This window comes from Synechococcus sp. BMK-MC-1 (assembly GCF_014279955.1).
Lineage (GTDB): Bacteria > Cyanobacteriota > Cyanobacteriia > PCC-6307 > Cyanobiaceae > Synechococcus_C.
Genome location: NZ_CP047939.1, coordinates 2,162,471 through 2,183,268, shown reverse-complemented (window position 1 = coordinate 2,183,268; position 20,798 = coordinate 2,162,471). Strand labels below are relative to the sequence as shown.

Below are 20,798 nucleotides of genomic sequence, written 5' to 3'. Positions count from 1 at the left end.
CGCACCCTCAGGTGCGCGGGCTGCCATCCCAGTTCTCGTGATGCAGGAGTTCCGCCTGGAGGGCTGCGTAGAAGTTGCGCAACTTGTCCCGGCGTTTTTGATCGGGGTTGCTTTTATCGAAGGTTCCGATGCGGAAGTCAGGGTCGTCCAGGCGGACGCGCCTCTTGGTGAAGTGGCGAACTTGCCGCTCGGCGTACCGACAATCGACTCCCTTAGGAGTCAGCATCTCGAAGCGAGTGGGGATAGGCCGATCAGGACCTTGCATCCAACTTGGATGACGTGTTCGTTTCGATCCCTCGGCGCAGACGCGATGCTGCGTTCCCGACTTCACATAGGCAACCTAACGCTACTGAGGTGGTTTGGCAGCAACTAAAGCCACACGCACCACTAGGGGTGGTGTCATGGTAACGAGATTGTGGTTGTCTTGGCTGCGAAGTCGCGCGTCCTTATCCCAAGGGTCATGGTCCGATAGCTGCGCTGGTGCACCGCTTCGCTGTGGCCCATCGCGTCGCAGATCGACGCCACCGGCACTCCCTCTCGATGGCAGCGGATCGAATAGGTGTCTCGGAAGCTGTAGGGCCGCAACCACTCGCTCGGATTCTGGTTGTCGTAGTGGTCCACCAGCTCCGCCCAGTAGGTCTGAACCGCGCCGCTGGGTTTGCCGGTCGATCGTGACTTCCGGTGGATGTAGCAGTTCACTGCGCTCCCGGAGAGCTTGCGGACATCACCATCCCTACCGGTGGGGAGCTTCAAGGTTCCGTCGGCCATCGCCTGCTCCAGGGGCCACACCACAGGCCGATCGTTGGCGTCGCGGACGTACATCGCTTCCAGGAATCGGGGCTCGGTTTCCTCTTCGCCGCCGGTCTTGCGGTAGTTGCACCAGATGGCTGGCTTGCCGGTCACCGGGTTGATCCGGCTGCTCAGGTGCTGAAGCTCGATGGGTCGTAATCCGAATTGCGTTAACAACCGGAACACGTTGCCCCACCTGACGTTTACCGAGTCGGCCAGCTCAATCAGGCGCAGCATCTCTAGGTCTTTCAGCACCGCTTTGAGCCTCGGCTTCGGTGCCTTGGGGATCAGCTCGTCCTTGTCGAACTCGGTGATCAGCCAGCTCGCTGGAGCCTTGTGCCGGGACACCGCGAACTGCATGAACAGGCCCAGGTAGCGCCCGCACTCCACCTTCATCGTGGGAGCCCCCTCCCAGTTCTTCAGGGCCGCCTTCAACAGGCTGTAGCCGTCATGGGCCTTGCCGGTGTTGATGAGCTTCACGGCATGGTCGATGAACGGGCGCCAGTTCTTCCGGAAGGTGTCGGCGCTGCACTTCTGCGACTGCTGCACCCGGGACGCCTCCATCGCGTCTGCAATTTCTGCCCAGGTTTTGGCTTTCTCTTCACCCTGAAGATCGCTTGTTTCGTGGGCGTCGGCGATCGCTGCCTTCAGTGTTTTCTCGCCGTTGTCCCATTCCTTGTAGACCGCCTCAATCCACCGGATGGCGTTGCGGTGGTGCACCTCATCCCAGGTGTTGGGCCGCGGCAGGTAGGCGGTCTCTGCGGGGCGGCCACGCTCCCTGACGCGCAGCACGATCCTGTCGCGGACGCGGGAGATGCTCCAGCCGTTCCAGGGCTCAGTTGTCTCGATCAGGCGCTGTTCCCAGCGGGGGCGCGAGTCATCCGGAGCCAATGGAGTGATGCCAAAAGTGATGCCAAAAAGATCCTATTCAGTTGCCTTCGGTCGTCAAGGGTTGCCAATAGATCAAGGCTCTGACTATGTTCTGCTCGTGATCGTTGTTTCCGTAAGGAAATCAGTCAGTTGTATCACCCAAATGACTCATGGGGGGCTGGAAGGCCCCCTCAACCATTCCAGGACAAGCGATTTCAGGGATTCGCTTTAGGGCCTAAAACACGTTGGGCCTAAAAATAGGCCTACGAGACGCTATGGGTAGTGTCCGGCAGTGGACAGTCGAAGAGGAGAGTTCTAGATTTTTTGTGTCAACGGTTGGCCCCCCTTTTGACCGAGAGGGTGCGGAACTTCGTTGGTGTCCCCAGGGACAGGTCGAAGCAAACACCTGAACCTCATGGGTCGCCGTAATCGGTCGCGATTTTTCAAAGGCTTGGATGTCCAATCACCGGACATTCAGCAGCTGAAGCAGGACTGCGAGGTCCTTGGCATCAGCTGGTCTGCTTTGCAGCGCACTGGCTCGGATTCGTCTCCAGCGGTTCAGGATCGACCCTGAACAACGATGTTCGAAAGAGATTGGGTGCCCTCCGCCGCAATGGCGAAGATTCTTGGCATCCACCCGCAGACGCTGCGCAAGCTGCGGCGTCATCAGATCACCCCCTTCAAAGAAGGCCGCGACTACCGGTGGGTCGGCCTCAGCACCAGCAGCACTCTTCAGTGGCATGTCCACAGTGCGTGCCGGTCTTACACCGAGTTCCAGCGTTTGCCTGCCGAGAAAGTTGAGACCTACAGCCGTGCCACCCGTGTGAGGGCAGGGTCATGAGTATTGAAAAAGATGCCTTTGATGAGCTGATGGATATGGAGGTGTTGCCTCCTGACTCCTTGTATTCCCCTTCAAAAGCCGGGGAGAACTACTACTCCAAGACTCTCCAAAAAGTGCGGCAATCTCCTAGGGGACATTTGTCTGATGGGGGGTGTCAGGGGGATGTTCAAAAAGTCCCTCAATCCGCCCAGCAGCTTCTGAAGACGCGGGAAGCCACGGATTGGATTGTTGATCAGTTCATCCCTCGTGGTCGCTTGATTTTGTTGGCTGGGGCCTCTGGTGCGGGCAAAAGCTCGCTTCTTTATGGGTTGGCGGAAGCCGTCTCCACTGGCTCGGACTTCATAGGTCAACTCACGTCCAATAAGGGCAAGGTCTGTTTCATCCAGTCCGACGAAAGCCCCGAGAACGCAGCCGACAAGCTCAAGGTCATGGGCGTCAAATCAGAGTTCCACCTGATCACTCACTGGAGTTCTTTCAACGAGGACCAGCTCACGGTTCTCCAAGAGCAAGAGCACTACGACTTGATCGTCTTGGACAGCCTGACGACGCTCTTGGGTGCTGGCAGACCAGACGGCCCGAGCATGAACGACGCCGAGTTCGGATTTGATCTCTACACACTGAACCAATGGGCTGCTGAACACCGAGTAGCCGTGGTGCTAAGCGCCCATCTCAGGAAGCAGAGCAAGGACTCAACGACCAACGCCATCACTCTTGATTCCGTTTTTGGCGCAGCCAGTCAGGGCTGGGCTGCCAGTGAGGTTTGGGGGCTCTGGAGGCTTGATCAACAGCAGCCAGGCCAAGGAATTCAGATGCGGTTGCAGTGCGTGAAAGGGCGCACCTGTGCGGACGGCACGGCATGGAACGTTGAGGGCAGCGACGAGGACTTCTCGTTCCTTCTGACGGGAGTCGCGAATGAAGCGGACGTGACTCCAAAGCAACGCCGTCAGTTTGCTGAACAAGTACTGGCGCTGATGGCGGGAAGTGACCGCGAATGGATGGTTGAGGACATCCAGCGAGAGCTGGGTTGCGCCGAGAGGCACGCCTATCGGGTTCTGAAGGGTTTGTACGTAGAGGACAAGATCACAAGACAGACCCTTGCCTCTACTGGTGGTCGCCCGAGATATGCATACGCAGAGAGGACTTTTTGTACTTCTCCCACACACCCCCGCTCCAATTAGGTGCACTACAAAAGATTTTTGGGTCCTTTCTGGGTGCTGCCATGTGGGTGGTTTCGGAGCTCGCCTAAAAATTAGCGTCAAATTAGTGAGAACTAATTTTGTGTTGTAGTGATAAGTGCCGTGTGAGTTTGCGATGTCCTGCCGAGGGTGTTGGTTAGACGCTGAGGGTTAATGCTGCTAGGTTCTAAATGTCTAAGGAGACATCCCCGTCAAGGCGGGTCCGAGGACATTCGCACTAACCCGACCACCCCGTGCCGTCCCATAGGCGGATTGATTTCTAATGCGCAAACAACTTGGTCCCAATGGCCTCGGTGCAACCGATAGCCATTCGCCTCGCACTTTTTCGCCTACTCGCTTGAGCGGCATCCTGCTTATCCCTTGTCTTGCACTGTCTGCAATCGTGCTGCACCAGAGCGAGGGTCAAGCTCAATCCTTCCTGCAACGCCGCATTCAAGAGCGAATGCAAGAACGACGATTGCAAGAAGAAGCGAAGCTGACTGAAAGTCAAAAGCAGCAGCTCTTCCAAGTGAGGCGCGAATGGTTGCTCAGTAGCCATGACCAGAGGCTTGCTTTGCTCCAGTCAACACAGGCATGCCTAAAGGATGCTCAGACTTTTCAAGACGGTAAGGAGTGCAGGTCAAAGCGACGTCAAGCTGGGCGAAAGCTACTTCAAGAAGGTCGCCAAGTCGTCAAGGCCGAGCGTCAGCGTTTAGGTCTTTCGCCTTTGCCTACTGACCTGCCATTTTCATTCTGATGGGAGGCAATCCTCTCTCTGATGGCATTGGTACAGACGAGAGTCAACTGGATTGGACCCCATGGTCCGTCACAGAGGACGTCGCTCTTGACGGGACTTGCTCAAAGCGAAAGCGGGCTTTTTTCAAATCAGCCTTGCCACGTCTTTTGACATTCCTAGAAAGATCCGCTCGTCATGCTCATCCCAAGCCAGCGCCATGGCACATCACCACTGGCGTTTGTACTGCGGATGAAGTCGTTGACCATGTGATGGAGATGAACTGGTCTGGTTGGTGGTTCCGCCATATGTGCAGAGCCGCCGACATCCTCAAGATCCCCTGCCCTGACCAGCGTTTCATGGATGATCAACGTCCTTGGAACAGTTGGGGGGAAGCTATTGACCTCAAGCTGGAGCACCAAAATGCTCGGCCAGATGCGGATGGTGAGGAGCTGATTTCACGTGATTGGGAGTTGCCGCCCTTTTTTCTTGGAAATCGCTTCCCTCGCAAAAAAGAGAATGTCTGCGAATGCAGCATTCCCCTTCCAGAGGAATCAGATGCTCTCGCGCAGCTTGCTGAACAAGCCAGCCAGTGCGACTCACCAGAGGACTTGGAGATTCCTGCTGTCTTGCAGAAGTACTTCTGAAGGCAAATAGGTCGGACTAATCACCAGAGGGTTGAGGCTCAGAAGTAAACGCACTCAAAGTCTCCTTAGCTGGCTTCGTGGGCCCAACCCATCTCCTTCTGCGAAGTCGGCGCTGACTCGTAGGCAAAAAGAAACCCCCGCCGAAGGCAGGGGCTCCAAAACGTCTCTCGGGAGTGTGACCTTGTTTCCACCCCGTGAGGCGTTTTTCTCACAAAACAAGCATCTCTAGCCAACTGGCACTGTGACAGTCGTGGGTGGACGGCTTGTCGCTTGTCCTTAGCCAGTTTCTTGAGCTCAGCCCATCTCCATGACTCCTCCTCAGTGGCTGGTTTCGTGCTTCTTCCAGTAGCTAACAGGGCCTCATCCCATTTCCAGACAGGGCGATCCGCCCGCAAATCAAAGGCAGATCACCCGAGCCAAGCCCACCACCTCTGCGGGCAAGTCTCTGCAGAGTTCATAACCCTCCTTACCTTCACTGCGCTACTCCAATGAATCGCAGACAGGGTGATCCACACGCCAGAAGGCGAATCACCCGAGCCAAGACCGTCGTTCCCTCGCCGATCTCGTCTCATCTCCACCCCTAGCCACGACTCATGAATCGCGCCTACATCGCTTGGCTTGAGACGCTGCCCTGCAACCGCAAGCGGCAGCCGATCAACACATGGATGGGTGGCTGGGCGCCTCTGCCTGAAGAGATTGATCTGGCTGATTGCGAGGCTTGGCAGGACCGCGAGATTCAGCGGAATCACAATGGCTTTGTCGCTCGCCTGTGGCGTTGGGTGACTAATTAATTCGTTTCTATCAAAGCAAGTTTTTGTCGTAGAACTCACGCCATCCAAGCTCCTTTGCTTCGTCGCAAAGCTCTTCCAAAAGACAGATCGTCTCATCAATAATTAGCCCTTCCCTTAATTCAGTGACCCCGCCTCGCTTGAGGTTTTCAGGTGGATTTTTAACTTTATTGGAAAGAGTGTAATTGAGGGCAACTTGCTCAACAGCCCAGCACTCGGCGCGTGACATTGTGTTTGTCCACCAGATTTCAGTCACCTCATGAGACTGGAATCTTGATTCAAGATCAAAAGCAATGCCAATCTTGTCTACCGAACCGCAAATCTCAACAAGATATAAGAGTGATTCTCTTGCTGCATATTCGGGATCTTCCGCATATGCAAGATGCCCTTCGTTGTGGAAATTGAGAGGCCCCTGTTCGCGTCCGAGACACCCACAGCTTCGGGTATTGCCGGCTCTTACGGTCCCGATCTTCGCCACATGTGTGTTGCCGCAATCGCATTGCCATTGCCAGTCTCCAACAAAATAGCCTTCGCTATCTTTCCGTTGTTGATTGTCTGGAAGTCGTTTTATGGCAACAAGTCGTCCATATCTTTCGCCTGTTATGTCTAATCTTCTTTCACTGGCTAGGTCTGCTGACAGACAGCCGCAGCTTTTCGCGTGACCACTTAAAAGATTTTTGGTTGATACAACAATTTCAGCTCCGCAGTCGCATTTGCACTTCCATGCTCTTCTTGAATATTTCCAGTTCGCTTGGCCTTTCCCAATAACTATTAGTCTTCCAAATTTTGATCCTATCTCTAGCGTTATTCCGCCACCTTTCTCGCATCCGCATGAGCGCGTAGCGTGCTTATTGGTGTCTGGTTTGAGAATGTTTACGGCCGGCACTTCTGCGGTATTTCCGCAATCGCACTCGCAATGCCAATAACCCCTTCTGTATGGCTTTTTTCAAATTCTTTGACGTAATAAACTTTCGCCACCAGCTTGCCGAAGCGTTGGTTTGTAATGTCCTGGCCTCTCGGTTTAAAGCTTTTTATGTGATGTGTCAGGTCAATGCTTAGGGGGTTTCCTTCAGCGTCGTGAGTGTTGCAATTTCCGCATGTGGGGTCTTTCCTTATTTTTAGATTGCTTGTTTGTATTTCAACCTCATTTCCGCACTCACAGCGAAGCCACCAAAATGTTTTCTTTTTAACCCTTTTGCTTGAAAGCCTGATTGCGGTCAGCTTGCCGAAGGTCTTGCCTGTTAAGTCTTCTGCTGGGGTTCCTCGTTTTGCACACTTTGGGCAATGGCTTCCATTTGCATGGTATTTCGCTAGCTGATCAAAGGGTCCATGTTTCTTGCAAGTTATCCTCACATTTTTGCTGCTACCGCAAAAGGTTTCTTCTGATTTTGAATAGTCGTATAAATCTCCATGCTTCTCTTTTGCGCGCTTGAGCCAATCACTGAATGTAATTTGCTTTGGCATCAGTTCGCCCTCTCGTAGGCCTTGCGAACTGTCTTCGCTTCGTGTGTGCGGTAGCTGCGGCGATGCACTTCCATGCTGTGCCCCATGGCTGCGCAGACCAGCGTGGTCTCAATCTCAAGGTCGTGGGACCGGACGCTGAACGTGTCCCGGAAGGAGTAGGGCCGGAGCCATTCCCCCTGGGCCGCGTACTTCGCTTGGAGTTCTTTCCAGTACGGCAGTAGCCGCAGTTTTGCCCCGAGGCTTTTGCCGCTGATGGTCGGAGGCAGCTCCAGTTCATCCCACTTCTCCACCAGATCAAACGTTTGACCATTCACGGGTATGGCGTGCAACCAGCGGGGCTCCGTTCCTTCCTTGACTCCACCGCTCTTGTTGTAGGTCTTGCCTTTCCTCACCCAAAGCTGAGGGTTCCCTTCCTCATTTGTTCTGCGGAGGATGAATTCAAATTCCCAAGTCCTCACCCCGAAGACTCGGGCAACTTTCACGACGTTGGCCCAGGGCTCCGAGAGCTGCCGGGTGAGTTCCATTACTTCGTCATCGGTGAGGACTGCCTTCTGCCTGCGCTTGACCCCAGCGCCTCGTAGTTGCAGGTAGTCCTTCTCGGGAATCAGAAGAGCCTGAGGTTGGCGATGTTCTGAGACCGCGAACTCAAGGAAGAGCTTCAGGGCAAGGCAGCACTCCTGCCGTGATGCCGACATCTCAATCCAAGGTTTGAGCTTCTCGCCTTGCTTCACACCTGACTTCTGATTGAACCGCTCGTGAGTCAGAACGCGCTCAATCAACTCCTTGCCCGTCCCGGCTGGTTTGCGGCCTTGGAGATGCAGCAGAGCCACTTGCAGGTAACGCCCGTAGCTGGCCTCGTAGGTCTCGGGCTTGATGCGGTTGCCGAGGGTGAGCCTGTTATCCCGGAACGCTTCCACGATTCCTGACCATGGCGTGATCACTTTGTCGGCCTTGTTGTCGCTGAGCGCCAGTTCGTCGCCGATGGCTTGTTGGAGTGTTTTCTCCCCGCTCATCACCGGGTCGTAGATCCGATTGATCAGGAGGAGGATTTCGTTCTGTGATCGTTGGTCCCAAGGGAAGGGAAGGTTGGTCTGGGCGTTGGCCGGCCAGTCCCCGGTCTTGGGGAACTGGAGGCGCAGCCGGGTCCTGCCGTTGTGTTCGCTGACCGACCACCCACGCCGTCCTGCGCTGACGGAGCCCTGAAGGCCGATCTCCCATGCCTGCTTGTTCTTCTTCTGCCGAGGCATAGGAGGGCAATGGGCCTAAAACTGGGCCTAAAACTACTCTCCGCGACTCTCCTGCGCAACTGACGATTATTCAGAACTACTGTGGTGCAGTGGATTTTGGCTGAAATCCCTTTGTCTCACTAGGGGCAATTCAGTCTTATCACCCAAATGACTCATGGGGCCTGGAAGGGCCCCTCAACCATTCCAGCGCAGCGGTTCTCAAGGGTCCACTTTTTTGTTGCTCAGTCCTCTGTGGACATCCCGGTGGACATCCCGGTGGACATCCCGGCCTGTTGTCCACATTGTGGATATCCCGGCTCCATCTCCGCCTCGCTGATCACCAGCGCCGGTCCGAGCTGCCGCATGGTCAGCAGAAGGTGCCCACCCACCATCCGTAGTGCGATGGCCCAGAGCTCGGGATCGTCTGAACTAATGCAGTCCTGAAACCCCTGCTCCAGCTGGTCCAGTTTGGCCACGGCACGCAGGCACAGAGCTTCAGCGCAGAGCATCGAGTTGCATGTGTGTGAAGTCTTCATCTTGGTGATCCTGAAGCAGGCTGAAGGCCGCGGCCTGCAGGGCGTCGATTGTTACTGCTGCTCCATCTGCAGTGATGGCATTTGACAGAAATTAGATCAGTTAATCTTCTTGAGTGTCCGCAAATTCTTAATCTCCTCTTCTATGCGGCCAACGATTCGTACACCTCGACGGCTAAAGGGAAGTTTTTCAAAAAGAGCCTCGAAGATCTCATTGTCGGAACGCAGGATTCCGTCAGAGCAGAACCAGATAATGTAATTAGCCAGTTCATTCCCGTAGTCGTCGATTGATGCGAGTTGCGGGACCATGGGTTCTGATCCTTTTTTTTTAGGTGCGGCAGCGGCAGGGTATTCGGGGGTAGGGGGTGGGGCTGGCTCAGCAGGTTTTGGGTTGTCTTCGAAGGCATTAATAGCTTCTTGGACGGCCTGCGTCGCTAAGAAAACTTCGGTCTCTTTGTTCCGGAACCATTCGGTCGACCAGATGCGGTGAAACTGCCAACCCAGTTTTTCCAGGTGGGCTTGGCGAATGCGGTCTCGATCTCTGGCTGTCTCTGAAGAGTGGTATGAGGCTCCATCTGCTTCGATCGCAAGGATGAATCGTCCAGGGCTATCCGGATGCTGAACCGCGAAGTCCAGCCGATAACCAGAGACGCCGTACTGAGGCACCATCCCAATCCCTTGCTTGCGAAGCGAGTCGTAGATGTCTTGTTCGAATGGATTCATCGGCACTGTGTCCGCTGATAAATCACCGAGGTCTTCGCCTCCGCTATGGACGAAGCGCAGGTATTGGATCAGTCCTTTCGCGCCAATGCTGTTCAGTTTGTTGTCGTCGTATTGATAGGGATTGATCGTTGAGACGACCTCTACGCGCTTGCGGGCCCGTGTGACGGCGACATTGAGGCGTCGTAAGCCAGACAGGTTCTTGTCTCGGTTAATCGGTCCAAAGTCGTAGCGGAGCTTTCCGATCTCCCTGGGGCCATAGCCGGTTGAAAGGATGACGACGTCGCGCTCATCGCCCTGGATCGATTCCAGGTGGCGAATGATGAATTTCTCGTCCGGTCTGCCTTCAGGGAATAGCTGGATGGATGGGTCTTCACCAAGCTGACGGTCAAATTCGTTTTGGATGTTTCGGGCGTGTTCAGAGCCAAGAGCGATCACCGCAAGGCTCAAGTCAGGGCAAAAGGTGAGATGTCTTTTCGCCACTTGAACCGTGCGTTGAATTTCTGCACGGGGTGACTTGCCTGTGACATCGTTGAGCTGTCCTTCGACGAGGTGGTACTCGAACGGTGGTTCCAGGCTCGTCGATGGAGCTGTGACCAATCGCCGCCCGTAGAGCTCAGGGTGTTGGTTGGAGAAGGCGATGAGGCGTTCATCCTCTGAGCGGTAGTGCCACGAAAGGGTTCTGACGCCTTGTCCAGGTAAGACCGCTTTGACGGCTTCTAGCAGCGACTCCGCTTCGTCGACGGCGTCAAAGGCGTCGTCCTCTGGGTCATCACTCGTGGAGATCTCCTCCTCGTTCTCTTTGGTCGCAAAGAACGAGGTGCTTGTCGGTGAAAGCTGTTTGGAGTCACCCGCGACGATCGTTTGCTTGCCGCGCAGGATTGAGGTGACTGCCTCAAATGGAACGATCTGACTGGCCTCGTCAAAGATGACGACATCGAAGAAGGCTTTGTCCGGAGGGAGCAACTCGGAGACCACAAGGGGGCTCATGGCCCAGCACGGCTTGAGTGCTTTGAGTAATTCAGGTGTTTCAGCGAAGAGTTGACGAGCAGACTTCCGCTTTCGTCTCCTCTTGTGCTGGGTTTCGATCAGGTCGGCCTGTTCAGGATGTGTGTTTCGGATGGCATGAGCTCGTTCAGCGCACAGACGGCGTATGCGGGTTCCATTTGTTCGTATGTGATTCGCATCCCTTTCCCGGAAGGTCTCGATGTTTCGGTCGAGGTACTGACGACCGGAGTTACGTAAGGCCGGCGACTGAATACGGATGGCTTCTTCGACGTGGTTCGACCACTCCTTCTTCAAGCCATCGCAAATTGGCTTCGCCGATTCACCCGCACAAAGTCGGTCGAGCATCTGATCAAATAATTCCCTTGAGCCAGCGATCAGTTGCTCGAGGTTCTTGAGCTCCCGATGCAAGTCAGTGGCAAAAGGCAATTGGGTCCGAATTTCTTCGAACCGGCTGATCACTGCATCGACTTCTTTGATTGAGCAGCTGTCAGGCGACCAGTCCTCCATCAAAGAGTTGAGTCGCGACAACGCCTCAAAGAAATTCGTCAGGGTATCTCTAAGATCTTTTGGATACGTCCTCGCTCCTGCAGGCACACCCATCGCATGAAGAGAGCTGAGGGCGGACACAGATCGACAAGCAGCCCGAAGCGTTTCTGCTGTCGGCTGTACATCCTCCTGCAATGCCGACTTCAGGCCAGCGAGTGAATCGCGGTAGCTCCTGTCAAAGAGATATTTGAAGCACCGCAGGAAGAACGGTTGAGCCAGGTCTACTTTCAGCCGTTTGAGCTGAGCTACGGATGGGAGCTTGCGAAGGTCAGGAGCGATCAGCCCCAGGCTTTCGCCGATCACGTCCAAGTTGTCGAGGATCGGTTGAATTTGGTGAGGGCTCTGGACCAGCACCTCTGCGCCTGTTGACCGGGCCTTGGCTTCCACCTCTTTGAGCCAGCCTTTAATCGAGCGTTGTGCTCCTTTGAGCTTGTCCAACGCCTCAAGAGCACTTCGGATTGCCTGGGTTGTTTGAAGTTGCCCGTTTTTGATCGATTTCGCGATAGGTGAATGTCTTGCAAGTAGATCTTTAGCTGCGAGAGAAATTAGCTCAGACAGGCATTTCTCGATGCCTCTGATTTGCTCAAGGTTGATCGCATCAAGGCATGACACATCAAGATCAAAGGATCGGGTCGGTTCATTGCCGGCTTCCATCGCTAGATCCAGAACCTCTAGGTAGGAGCACTTCCAGGGCTCTTGCTTGGTCTGGATGGCAGCACTTCGGTCAACCAGCTTTTGGCGCACTTCCTCAAGCTCCAGTTGCTGTGCACTGAAGTCCGTGTCGGGGACTGATTTGATTTCTTCGAGAGCTGAGAAGAAGGGCTCAGTAGGTCGTTTTCGAACCGCCTCTGAGGAGTGCAAATCGAAGAAGCAATCACCGAGCCCGACGTAGTCGATCCGCTTTTTGACGGCATCGATTGCTGCTCGTTTCTCTGCGACGAACAGAACACTTTTCCCGGCGGCGATGTAGCACGCGATCAAGTTGGCGATCGTCTGGCTTTTCCCCGTGCCAGGTGGCCCCTCAATTACTAGGTTTTGTCCTTGTAATGCGGTGTTGATCGCCCACTGCTGACTGGAGTCCGCATCTAGTACCAGGAACTCTTGTTTAGGGGGAATGAAGTTGGGTGCGTCCTGCCTCGCGTCACTGATGTCCTCTCTTAAAGCATCCTTGCTTTCGGCGTCTCCGGCTAGTGCTGCAATCAGCGTGTTCTCTTCAAGCGACTCAGTCGCGTTTTGCAGGTCCGCAACCATTGGCAGGTTGGGGTATTTCAGATTTTTGATCGCATGGCCGTCGAGCTTTTGAATCTCTAGGTCTGCAGGACACTGCGAAGCAAAGAGCTCCCAGAGCTTCTCCTCTGTGAGCTCTTCCAGCTCTTCGAAGCTCTCGTCGTTGATGCCTACAGCCATTCGGCGTTGCAGGTGGAGGATCAAGACGGGGTTAATCTCCGGTTCGGTGTCGACAAGCCTGAGCTTGGTATTGATGAAGGCCCCCCCTTCGTTCTCCAGTTCGACTGAGTAGAGAAACAAAGGCGCGTTGGCGTTACTGATCTTGTCGGTCTTCCAGGTGGCGAAGCCAGAAGCCAGCTTGAGCACTTCGATGCCGCGCTGCTCTTTGAACTCGATGGCTGTTTTGATCGCCCCCTTCGCGGGCTTCACTTGATCAGGATCAGTCAAGTCGCAGAGATCCTTGATCGCGACCGTGTCTCCCTTCAGGAGCTTGGAGAGCCCTTTTGGTTCGGGAAGGATCGTCGAGGTCTTGGTGACCTTGAAGTTGATCAGCTCGTTTCTCGCCGTGAGGTCTACGAGCTCGTCAGCCCATCGTTGAAAGCGTTCCTGCAGATCACTCATCTCAGCTGTCGTCCCAATGAACTCTTTTGGGCAGAACCCCGGGCTGCAGATCCAATTTTGGCTTTCACCGATGGTTGATCCCCATAGATCGACAAAGTCTTTGACGTCTCTGACTCATCCTCCCGCGTTCTGGTTGCTGAGCACCTCGCCAATCCACAGCACCCCAGCCGCCCTCGATCAGCTGCCCCTGCGGGGAATGCTTTCAGCAGTTGCACCTGACCAATGACCCTCGACACTTAGATGACCATTGCGCTGCTGCAGGAACTGCTCCTAGCGCTTCGTGACAACGACTCCAATGCCTTCAAGGCTTGGCTGTCTCTAGGCATCGAACGGCTTGGAGAGCCTGTTGTGATCGAGCTGATGCTTGATGGGTTGAACCCAATCCTCACGACAGACGAAGCGGACAGGCTGGTGGGTTGGCACCTGGGGGTCAGCCTCTAACCAAGTTGGGGGAGGAGACCCCTGAAATTGGGAAAATAAATAGCTCAGTTAGGGGATGCACTTTCCAGCGAGGACTGCGATAGTGAATACATCGGAGGGACAATTACCACTACCCCAAACTGAAATGAAACTGTTTTTTGCCACCAGTAAACTTGCTGCATGTGGAGTAGCCCTGCTGTTTTCAACTGCCTGCACTTCAGCTGACGTTTCTAGAAGTGATTCATCGAGCTACCGCTCGACAAGTGCTCAATCGTCTCAAGCCAATAGCCCTCGCTCAATTACATATTCAAAAGTTTCAATCTCAGATATTTATTCATTGTGGGATAAAAACCTAGTCGCTGCAATTGATAAGTACAACAATAAGCCCACGCAGATTGCTGGTGTTGTAAATGGCATTTACAACGATGGCGCTGGCCGACTGGAAGTAGAGGATAGAAATGATTGGAGCGGGCTTGGCATAACATGTAAAATTGATAGCTCTCAAAGAGCCGCATTAGGCAGGCTTACGCATGAAGGCTCGGTCACTATTCACGGCACACTAAAGCTTAACAATGGAATGTTTGATAATAGAGAAATTGAAATGGAAGGATGTGTAATTGGGGCTGCGCCTAATATTGCAGCTCGATCTCAGGAAATAGATGACTCAAGCCCATTGTTCGCAGGCGTCAACTATGCTCGAAAGCCAGATTTTTCCAGAAGAAATTACAACAATACAGGCGATGTCGCAGTACAGACTAGGCAGCCTGTGATTCCCAGCGGGAAGGCCATGTTTGTGTCAGGCAAAACTGGTAAAGAGGAGTTAATCGGAGTTGCGTTGTCAAGTAGAATTAATTCAAATGGTCATACGGTATATGACGCTAAATGGGCTGACGGTTATGAATCCTCATATGTTTTCTGGTCGAACAAGCACGCTGAGATTTTCAGCGAAGATGGAGCTGGGGCGACAACGCGTACCGACGCTAAGTTTGAGCGCCTAACTGATGGCTCACTCAAAATTATTACTGACACAAATTCTGTGACTATTTTCCCGTCATTTAACCCAGCAACTAATTGAGACGGTCTTCGGGAAGCCTGATGCCTCTAATGGAAGTTGGTCGGCTGAAAGCGATACAAAATCCGAGAGGGAAAAGCAGGGGGTGTGCTTGTCGCTATCGATCTCCCGACAAAACATTCACCCCGTCAGCAATGGCGGGGTATGTGTTGCCTGCTGTCAACTCACCGTTCACCCAGCAGGTCGTTCCACGTCACTGGTCCAGGGCCACCTTCTCGCAGCTGGCGTCAAAGTTGGCAACTTGATGTCCGCTTTTAGCGGTTTTCTGTAAAGCTGATTGAATTGCCGTTTTTGTGCTTTAAAAGGATTCCATTGTTGTTATGAGTGCTGCTTGTCCAAATGCCGCCATTCTTGTCAGAGAACTCGCCATTGCCCTGATGCACATAGGTTTCTGTGACACCGTCAGCCCAGCGCATCGTTAATGTGAATGGATTCTGAGACACCGAACAAGGCATCGTTAGTGAGTTGAACGAACAGGTGCCTTTGTATTCGGCTGCTTGGGCGGTGGATGCCAAGGTGGCGGGAATGAGTGTAATAACGGCTAAGAGAAACTTTTTCAAAGTGCAGTGCATGATTCATTGTTCAGAATGCTATCAATTTGGTTATCACAACCCATGGCAACGCTGTATCCCGCTGGCATCGAGCGGTTCACCGGAAATCCACCAGAACTGCACCCCAACTGCACCAAGGCTGTGGAGCAGCGTTCACCAGAAGGGCTGTGATCTTGAAGGAGTCGAGGGGGTTCGCTCCCAACTGATTTCACTCAACCATCATGACGAAGATTCTGCTCGCCGCATTGATTCTGTTGATGCCTGCCTCTCCGGTTCAGGCTTACAAGGTGCGCTCCGCGCCTGTGCCCGCTCGTCGCTATCAACCAGTTCCATCGGAGCGTTACACACCGGTGCCTACGCGTCGATACCGGCCTGCGCGACCTTCTCGGACCATCCAAGCGAAGCCCTATCGTTCGCGTCTGGATGCTCCACGCTTTCGCGTCAGATAAAGAACCATTCCCCGCCTCACTGGCGGGCCTCGATTCAAAAGGCAGACCACTGCATGGCCAGGGGATCGGTCATTGCTCCTGCATCGGTCTGGGCACGTCCTTATGCTTTGAACCAATTCTTTCAGAAGCTGTGGGTCTCACTGTTATTCGCAACTCCAACGACATTCTTCGGGGCAAAGCACTGACGACGACCAATGTCCTCCAGGGATCTTTGCATCGCCAGGGTGATTACGAACTGGTTGTGTTTGAAATTCCAGCCCATACGTCTCAAAAACCTCATTACCATCGCCATGGGATTATCGATATCTTTATGGTTCAGGACGGAGAAGGCTGGCTTCACCTCAGCAAGATTCGGAATGGAGTTCCTGACCCAGCATCGTGTGAAGTGCATCCACTGAAGGCTGGGGACACCTATGCGCTAAGCGTGGGAACACTTCATGCTATTGAGACGAAAGAACAATGCATTGTCGTGATGAATATCGCTCAGCCCACCCACAGCGCTTATGTGAATGCCAGTGATGATTCGGCGATTGATATTGTTTTCCCGTGACTTGAATGGATGGCAGTCCGTCATGGTGTGATTGATTGCATGAGGCGATCAATCAAGAAGTCTGGGAGTGCTCTGCTGGCTATGGCGCCAAGTTGTGCCTCGCTGGTCACGAAATATCGTCTCTTTGGGTGATTGCTGGCTATAGCGTGGTGAACCTTGCGGGCGACGATTTCAGGTGATTGCATCCTTTGCCCTGTCTGTTGGTTTGATGCGGTTTGTTTTTTGAGCGTTTGTTTGTATTCAGAATGAAAATGGTGTTTTGTTGAGAGCTTGTTTTGAAGATGCTTCATGGCATTGCTGCGCAGGTTGGAGCGAATGGCCCCAGGCTCGATCAGGCTTAGGGCAACGCCGCTCCCTCGCAGTTCCATGCGTTGGGCATTCGCCAGTGCTTCGAGTGCATATTTGGATGCGCAGTAGCCACCAACCATGGGTGCTGTGAGCACTCCAAAAATCGAGCTGATGTGCACAATCCTCCCCCACCCCTGATGGCGGAGTGTCGGAATGAGCGTGTTCGTGAGTTCCTGCAGGCCAAACACATTCACCTCAAATTGTTTGCTGAGGTCCTCGCGTGAGAGGTCTTCCACTGCGCCTGGGATCACGATGCCGGCATTGTTCACAAGGGCGCCAATGCCGCTTGGACACCTCTTGGCGAGGGATGAGACACAGTCTTGGATAGAGCTTGGATCCAGAACATCAAGTTGAAGAGCCTGGAAGCCGTGACTGCGCAGATGGGCAAGATCGTGTTCCGATCTAGCGGTTGGATAAACATGCCAGCCTTGATGTCGCAGCTGGAATGCGATGGCTCGGCCAATGCCTGATGAACACCCTGTGACCAATGCTGTTTTGGCCTGAACAGAGGCGGCTTTCATCGCACTCTGCTTGGAAGGCTCACCTTGTGCAGCGTGTCATTGAGAGGCCTCCATTGCACGAGGTGGTTCGGATCGATCTGATGCGTGTCTAGGCAATTCCAGATATCTGTTCCTGAAAGAGTCGCCTTGGCCCAGTGATCGCCTTCACTTTTCATTTGCTTGCTGTTGTCATCTTTCCAGTCGATCCACTCGATTGTTGGGTATTGGCCTGTGAATTGATTGAGAATCACGATTGAAAACTCCATGGTGTCTTTGCGCTACAACTGGTTCAAGCGTAAGCGGTCGTGCGTCTTGATTGGCGCGCAAGGCCCCCCGATCGCGACTCCGAGTGTTGGCTTCTAGCGACGCTGTTGCCAAAATGAACGCCGCCGTGGGGGTGAACTCACTGTTTCGTGGTGTCAGCAAAGATGATCCCACCAAAGTGTGCGCAGTTCAGCAGGGCCCTGTTGGGGTGGCCCAAAAGATTTTTGAAGACAACAAGGACATGATCCGCGGTGCTGGTCACGTGATCGAAAGCACGGTGATTAGCTCCTACCTCGATGCCTGACGATCACCTCAATCGCTCTTGGCGTTGTTTCTTTTATTGAGGGATGTAATCCAGAGGGTCGTCAAGCGTTCCCTCACCGCAGGGCGTTTGAGAACGTCCTCCCGGTAAATACTGTTGTTGAATCATTCCGTCTTGGTACTCCTGGCACAGTTCTGCAGGGGTCTGGCTGTCGACCCAGCCTTGGTAATCGCTTGCGAAAAAAAGCTGGGCGATCAAAAGAGAATTGATCATGGTTGAGAGCCTCTTTTTGTGGTTTAGACCGGAAGCCCTCGGTCGGCCTCAGGCTGTTGTGATGGTTCTTGTTCTCTAACTGCTGCGGCTTCTGCGCTCGAGTGCGGTTCTGCGCCCATCAGGTTCGGTCACCCCCATGGCCATCCCAGGCAAGACCGGCAAGGCTGAATTCATCAAGTTTGGTTGATGAATTCATGGTTATCTACCCTCCCGTTCCTTCCTTCGAGCAGTTCCAGCCCGTTCAAGCGATCAGTCACCGGCCAAGAATCCTTGCCCTGTATGGCTCGTTGCGTGCCAACTCCTGCTCCCGCTGCCTCACCCTGGAGGCCCAGCGCATCCTCGAGGCGATGGGGGCTGAGGTCAGGGTGTTTGATCCCCATGATCTTCCCCCTCTTGATTCTGAGTTGTCGGATCATCCGAAGGTGAAGGAGCTCAGGGAGTTGGTGGCTTGGTCGGAGGGGCAGTTCTGGTGTTCACCTGAACTGCACGGAAATCTCAGTGGTGTTTTCAAAAATCAGATCGACTGGATCCCGCTTCAGAGTGGCGCCTCCAGGCCCACGCAAGGAAAAACCCTTGCCCTTGCCCAGGTATCAGGAGGATCTCAGTCGTTCAACACCGTCAACAGCCTTCGCATTCTTGGTCGCTGGATGCGCATGATCTGCATCCCGAATCAGAGCAGTGTTCCTCGCTCCACTGCTGAATTCAACGACGACTGCACGATGAAACATTCCTCGTATCGCGAGCGTTTGATTGATGTGTGTGAGGAGCTGATCCGTTTCACCCTTCTGATCCGTCCCAATCAGCGCCAGCTGGCGGATCGTTTCAGTGAGCGTGAGGAGACGGCGCAGATGCTCGAGCAGCGCATGGGGATCGCTGCCATCACCGAAGGGCGATGACGCTGAATCATCAACTGTTGAGGCGCTGTTCGGCCTCGCGTAAGGCCTCGAGGCGCGTATCAACGAGCGATGGAATGCCGAACAGTTCAAGACGGTGTTTCACCTTGCCGGCGGCCCCGGCGACGAGAACCTCCCGGTCGTGCTGTGCCGCTTCCTGCACCATGCGCTCGATCGCCAGGCTGGCTGTGACCCCGAGATGGGGGACATCGGTGATATCCAGCAAAAGAATCCGGTATTGGCGCACAAGCATCATCCGTTCACTGATTCCTTTGGCTGCTCCGAAACTGAGAGGCCCTTGCAGCCTGAACAGCATCAGATCATCTCCGCAGCGTTTCAGCAGGGTTTGCTCTTCAGCGTTCAGCGGTTCCTGGTGTTTGTTCATGGTGCCGAGCTGATGGGCGGTGAGCGACTCGATCGTGAGCAGGTTGGCCACGAACATTCCCACCAGCACTGCGCCGATCAGGTCCCAGAACACGGTCATCAGCAGAACACCCCACATCACCAAAGCCGTCTTGAAGGAGAGCCGGTGGGCGCGACGCAGGAACCCCCAGTCGATGATGTCGACGCCCACCTTGATCAGGATTCCCGCCAAAAGGGCGGTGGGGATCCCTTCGGCCAGAGGTCCGGCGCCCAAAAGTAAGACCAGCAGCACGATCGAGTGGGTCATCCCCGAGAGGGGCGTGCGCCCCCCGGATTGGATGTTGATCACTGTGCGCATCGTGGCCCCTGCACCTGGAAGCCCGCCGAAGAGACCGGCCACGCTGTTGGCGACGCCCTGGCCCACCAGTTCGCGATCGGATCGATGCCGGGTGTGACTGATGTTGTCGGCAACCAGGGAGGTGAGCAACGAATCGATCGCGCCAAGAAGGGCCAGCACCAAGCCAGCCCGCAGCACAACCGGCAGATGCTCCTGCCAATTCGGCAAAGTGAAACTCAGTCCCCCTTCTGGGATGCTGCCAATGCGCGGCAGCTGGTCTGGAAACAGCCACAGCGACAGAGGCGTGATCAGCACAAGTGCCATCAAGGGTGACGGAATCACCTGGCTGAGCCGGCGCGGACAGCCGAACACCACCAGCAGGGTGGTGGCACCCACCAGCAGCGCCGCCGGCTGGGGACTGAACTCTGTGAGCACCATCTGCAACGACTGCAACACGCCGCCGCGGCTGTTGATTCCCAGCAACGGGCCGATTTGCAGGCAGAGGATGATTACCCCGATGCCGGTCATGAAACCGGAGACCACCGAGTAAGGAACAAGCGTGATGTACCGCCCGAGCCTCAGCGCTCCCATCAGGATCTGAAAGAGTCCTCCGATCACCACGGCGGCCATCACCAGCGGCAGCAGCTCCCCGCTGCTGAGTTCACGGCTGACGCCGACAGCCGCAAGGCTGCCGACAACGCCAGCCACGGTGACGCTCATCGGGCCCGTTGGTCCGCTGACCTGGGCAGGTGTTCCCCCAAGCAGAGCTGCGAGGAATCCCGTCACGATGGCTCCATAGAGCCCATAAATGGCTCCACCCGGTCCGAGGGCGGCATTGCCGAAGGCCAATGCCAGGGGCAGTGCCACAACCGCTGCGGTGAGCCCGCCGGAGAGATCTCCACGCCAATGGCTCCAGCTGAAGCCATGAATGACAGCGTGCCTGCGTTGGTTCATCACCTCAGGGTGTTGGGCTCATCCCTGACCAAACCTCAAGTTCCTCCAGTGATTGCACCCCTTCGCGGCGTTCACCGGACGGCAAGATCCAGGTTGGATAGGCGCGGATCTTGGCTGTTTTGCAGGCAGCGGCCTGAATAGGCAGCTCCTGGGGTTTGGCGCATTCCACGTAAGGAAGCTTGGTGACCGCATCGCCAAATAGACGACCTTGCGCCTGACAGGCGGGACACCGCCAGGATCCGTAGTACAGAACCTTGGTCTCGCTGAGATGGTCAGCCAGAGCCGCTGGGTCGGGAGCTGAGTGCACCATCCCCGCACCGAGAAGACCAAGCCCCGCACTGGAGAGCGTGCCCAGAAGAAAAAGTCGGTTCATT

Annotated in this window: 22 protein-coding genes; 9 read left to right on the top strand and 13 right to left on the bottom strand. The window is 54.7% G+C overall.

What is annotated here, in order from left to right:
- Window positions 1–7: 7 nt before the first annotated feature.
- Both SynBMKMC1_RS12365 and SynBMKMC1_RS12360 read right to left on the bottom strand, forming a co-directional pair.
- Window positions 8–226 (bottom strand): hypothetical protein, encoded by a 219-nt coding sequence (locus tag SynBMKMC1_RS12365; RefSeq protein WP_255486197.1) that lies wholly within the window; start codon window positions 224–226, stop codon window positions 8–10.
- Between the two features lie 173 nt (window positions 227–399).
- A complete protein-coding gene (locus tag SynBMKMC1_RS12360) occupies window positions 400–1,680 on the bottom strand; it encodes a hypothetical protein (protein ID WP_186471950.1) in 1,281 nt (426 codons plus the stop codon).
- 577 nt (window positions 1,681–2,257) lie between these two features.
- Here SynBMKMC1_RS12360 and SynBMKMC1_RS12355 point away from each other — a divergent pair.
- The 4 genes from SynBMKMC1_RS12355 to SynBMKMC1_RS12340 all read left to right on the top strand — a co-directional run bounded on the left by SynBMKMC1_RS12355 (window position 2,258) and on the right by SynBMKMC1_RS12340 (window position 5,055).
- The gene (locus tag SynBMKMC1_RS12355) at window positions 2,258–2,500 is read left to right on the top strand and encodes a helix-turn-helix domain-containing protein (RefSeq protein WP_186471949.1); all 243 of its coding nucleotides are present in this window, start codon (window positions 2,258–2,260) and stop codon (window positions 2,498–2,500) included.
- Window positions 2,497–3,678 carry an AAA family ATPase gene (locus tag SynBMKMC1_RS12350; RefSeq protein ID WP_186471948.1) on the top strand — a complete coding sequence of 394 codons (1,182 nt, stop codon included), beginning with the start codon at window positions 2,497–2,499 and terminating at the stop codon, window positions 3,676–3,678. Before SynBMKMC1_RS12355 ends, SynBMKMC1_RS12350 begins: the two co-directional genes overlap by 4 nt.
- A gap of 355 nt (window positions 3,679–4,033) precedes the next feature.
- A complete protein-coding gene (locus SynBMKMC1_RS12345) occupies window positions 4,034–4,432 on the top strand; it encodes a hypothetical protein (protein WP_186471947.1) in 399 nt (132 codons plus the stop codon).
- 248 nt (window positions 4,433–4,680) lie between these two features.
- On the top strand, window positions 4,681–5,055 hold the full coding sequence (locus SynBMKMC1_RS12340) for a hypothetical protein (protein WP_222930368.1): 375 nt from the start codon (window positions 4,681–4,683) through the stop codon (window positions 5,053–5,055).
- 801 nt (window positions 5,056–5,856) lie between these two features.
- Here the strand turns inward: SynBMKMC1_RS12340 and SynBMKMC1_RS12335 are convergent.
- The 5 genes from SynBMKMC1_RS12335 to SynBMKMC1_RS12315 form a co-directional block, all read right to left on the bottom strand.
- Window positions 5,857–6,729, bottom strand: a complete 873-nt coding sequence (locus SynBMKMC1_RS12335; RefSeq protein WP_186471945.1) for a hypothetical protein — start codon at window positions 6,727–6,729, stop codon at window positions 5,857–5,859.
- Complete coding sequence (locus tag SynBMKMC1_RS12330) at window positions 6,717–7,307, bottom strand: hypothetical protein (protein WP_186471944.1); 591 nt, start codon at window positions 7,305–7,307, stop codon at window positions 6,717–6,719. Before SynBMKMC1_RS12330 ends, SynBMKMC1_RS12335 begins: the two co-directional genes overlap by 13 nt.
- Window positions 7,307–8,554 (bottom strand): hypothetical protein, encoded by a 1,248-nt coding sequence (locus SynBMKMC1_RS12325; RefSeq protein ID WP_186471943.1) that lies wholly within the window; start codon window positions 8,552–8,554, stop codon window positions 7,307–7,309. Before SynBMKMC1_RS12325 ends, SynBMKMC1_RS12330 begins: the two co-directional genes overlap by 1 nt.
- Before the next feature lie 221 nt (window positions 8,555–8,775).
- Window positions 8,776–9,042, bottom strand: coding sequence for a hypothetical protein (locus tag SynBMKMC1_RS12320; protein WP_186471942.1), 267 nt, complete (start codon window positions 9,040–9,042; stop codon window positions 8,776–8,778).
- Window positions 9,043–9,165: 123 nt separating this feature from the next.
- Entirely contained in the window at window positions 9,166–13,188 is a 4,023-nt protein-coding gene (locus tag SynBMKMC1_RS12315) for an AAA domain-containing protein (protein WP_186471941.1), read from the bottom strand.
- Window positions 13,189–13,428: 240 nt separating this feature from the next.
- On the opposite strand from SynBMKMC1_RS12315, the gene SynBMKMC1_RS12310 reads away from it, so the two are divergent.
- Window positions 13,429–13,629, top strand: coding sequence for a hypothetical protein (locus SynBMKMC1_RS12310; RefSeq protein WP_222930367.1), 201 nt, complete (start codon window positions 13,429–13,431; stop codon window positions 13,627–13,629).
- Window positions 13,630–13,753: 124 nt separating this feature from the next.
- The gene (locus SynBMKMC1_RS12305) at window positions 13,754–14,683 is read left to right on the top strand and encodes a hypothetical protein (protein ID WP_186471940.1); all 930 of its coding nucleotides are present in this window, start codon (window positions 13,754–13,756) and stop codon (window positions 14,681–14,683) included.
- 251 nt (window positions 14,684–14,934) lie between these two features.
- Here SynBMKMC1_RS12305 and SynBMKMC1_RS12300 read toward each other — a convergent pair whose 3' ends face one another.
- Complete coding sequence (locus SynBMKMC1_RS12300; protein ID WP_222930366.1) at window positions 14,935–15,252, bottom strand: hypothetical protein; 318 nt, start codon at window positions 15,250–15,252, stop codon at window positions 14,935–14,937.
- 402 nt (window positions 15,253–15,654) lie between these two features.
- On the opposite strand from SynBMKMC1_RS12300, the gene SynBMKMC1_RS12295 reads away from it, so the two are divergent.
- On the top strand, window positions 15,655–16,230 hold the full coding sequence (locus SynBMKMC1_RS12295) for a cupin domain-containing protein (RefSeq protein ID WP_186471938.1): 576 nt from the start codon (window positions 15,655–15,657) through the stop codon (window positions 16,228–16,230).
- A gap of 20 nt (window positions 16,231–16,250) precedes the next feature.
- Here the strand turns inward: SynBMKMC1_RS12295 and SynBMKMC1_RS12290 are convergent, their stop codons facing one another.
- Both SynBMKMC1_RS12290 and SynBMKMC1_RS12285 read right to left on the bottom strand, forming a co-directional pair.
- The gene (locus SynBMKMC1_RS12290) at window positions 16,251–17,099 is read right to left on the bottom strand and encodes an SDR family NAD(P)-dependent oxidoreductase (RefSeq protein WP_186471937.1); all 849 of its coding nucleotides are present in this window, start codon (window positions 17,097–17,099) and stop codon (window positions 16,251–16,253) included.
- Window positions 17,096–17,344: a hypothetical protein gene (locus tag SynBMKMC1_RS12285; protein ID WP_011933995.1), complete on the bottom strand. Its 249-nt coding sequence runs from the start codon at window positions 17,342–17,344 to the stop codon at window positions 17,096–17,098. Before SynBMKMC1_RS12285 ends, SynBMKMC1_RS12290 begins: the two co-directional genes overlap by 4 nt.
- Before the next feature lie 83 nt (window positions 17,345–17,427).
- On the opposite strand from SynBMKMC1_RS12285, the gene SynBMKMC1_RS12280 reads away from it, so the two are divergent.
- The gene (locus SynBMKMC1_RS12280; protein ID WP_255486403.1) at window positions 17,428–17,646 is read left to right on the top strand and encodes a DUF3764 family protein; all 219 of its coding nucleotides are present in this window, start codon (window positions 17,428–17,430) and stop codon (window positions 17,644–17,646) included.
- Between the two features lie 33 nt (window positions 17,647–17,679).
- Here SynBMKMC1_RS12280 and SynBMKMC1_RS14560 read toward each other — a convergent pair whose 3' ends face one another.
- Entirely contained in the window at window positions 17,680–17,877 is a 198-nt protein-coding gene (locus SynBMKMC1_RS14560) for a hypothetical protein (protein WP_222930365.1), read from the bottom strand.
- A gap of 194 nt (window positions 17,878–18,071) precedes the next feature.
- Between SynBMKMC1_RS14560 and arsH the strand changes: the two genes are divergently transcribed.
- Window positions 18,072–18,773 (top strand): arsenical resistance protein ArsH, encoded by a 702-nt coding sequence (gene arsH, locus SynBMKMC1_RS12275; RefSeq protein WP_186471936.1) that lies wholly within the window; start codon window positions 18,072–18,074, stop codon window positions 18,771–18,773.
- A 10-nt stretch (window positions 18,774–18,783) separates the two neighbouring features.
- Here arsH and SynBMKMC1_RS12270 read toward each other — a convergent pair whose 3' ends face one another.
- Window positions 18,784–20,424 carry a SulP family inorganic anion transporter gene (locus SynBMKMC1_RS12270; RefSeq protein WP_186471935.1) on the bottom strand — a complete coding sequence of 547 codons (1,641 nt, stop codon included), beginning with the start codon at window positions 20,422–20,424 and terminating at the stop codon, window positions 18,784–18,786.
- A 4-nt stretch (window positions 20,425–20,428) separates the two neighbouring features.
- Window positions 20,429–20,797: a hypothetical protein gene (locus SynBMKMC1_RS12265; protein WP_011933991.1), complete on the bottom strand. Its 369-nt coding sequence runs from the start codon at window positions 20,795–20,797 to the stop codon at window positions 20,429–20,431.
- Window position 20,798 lies beyond the last annotated feature (1 nt).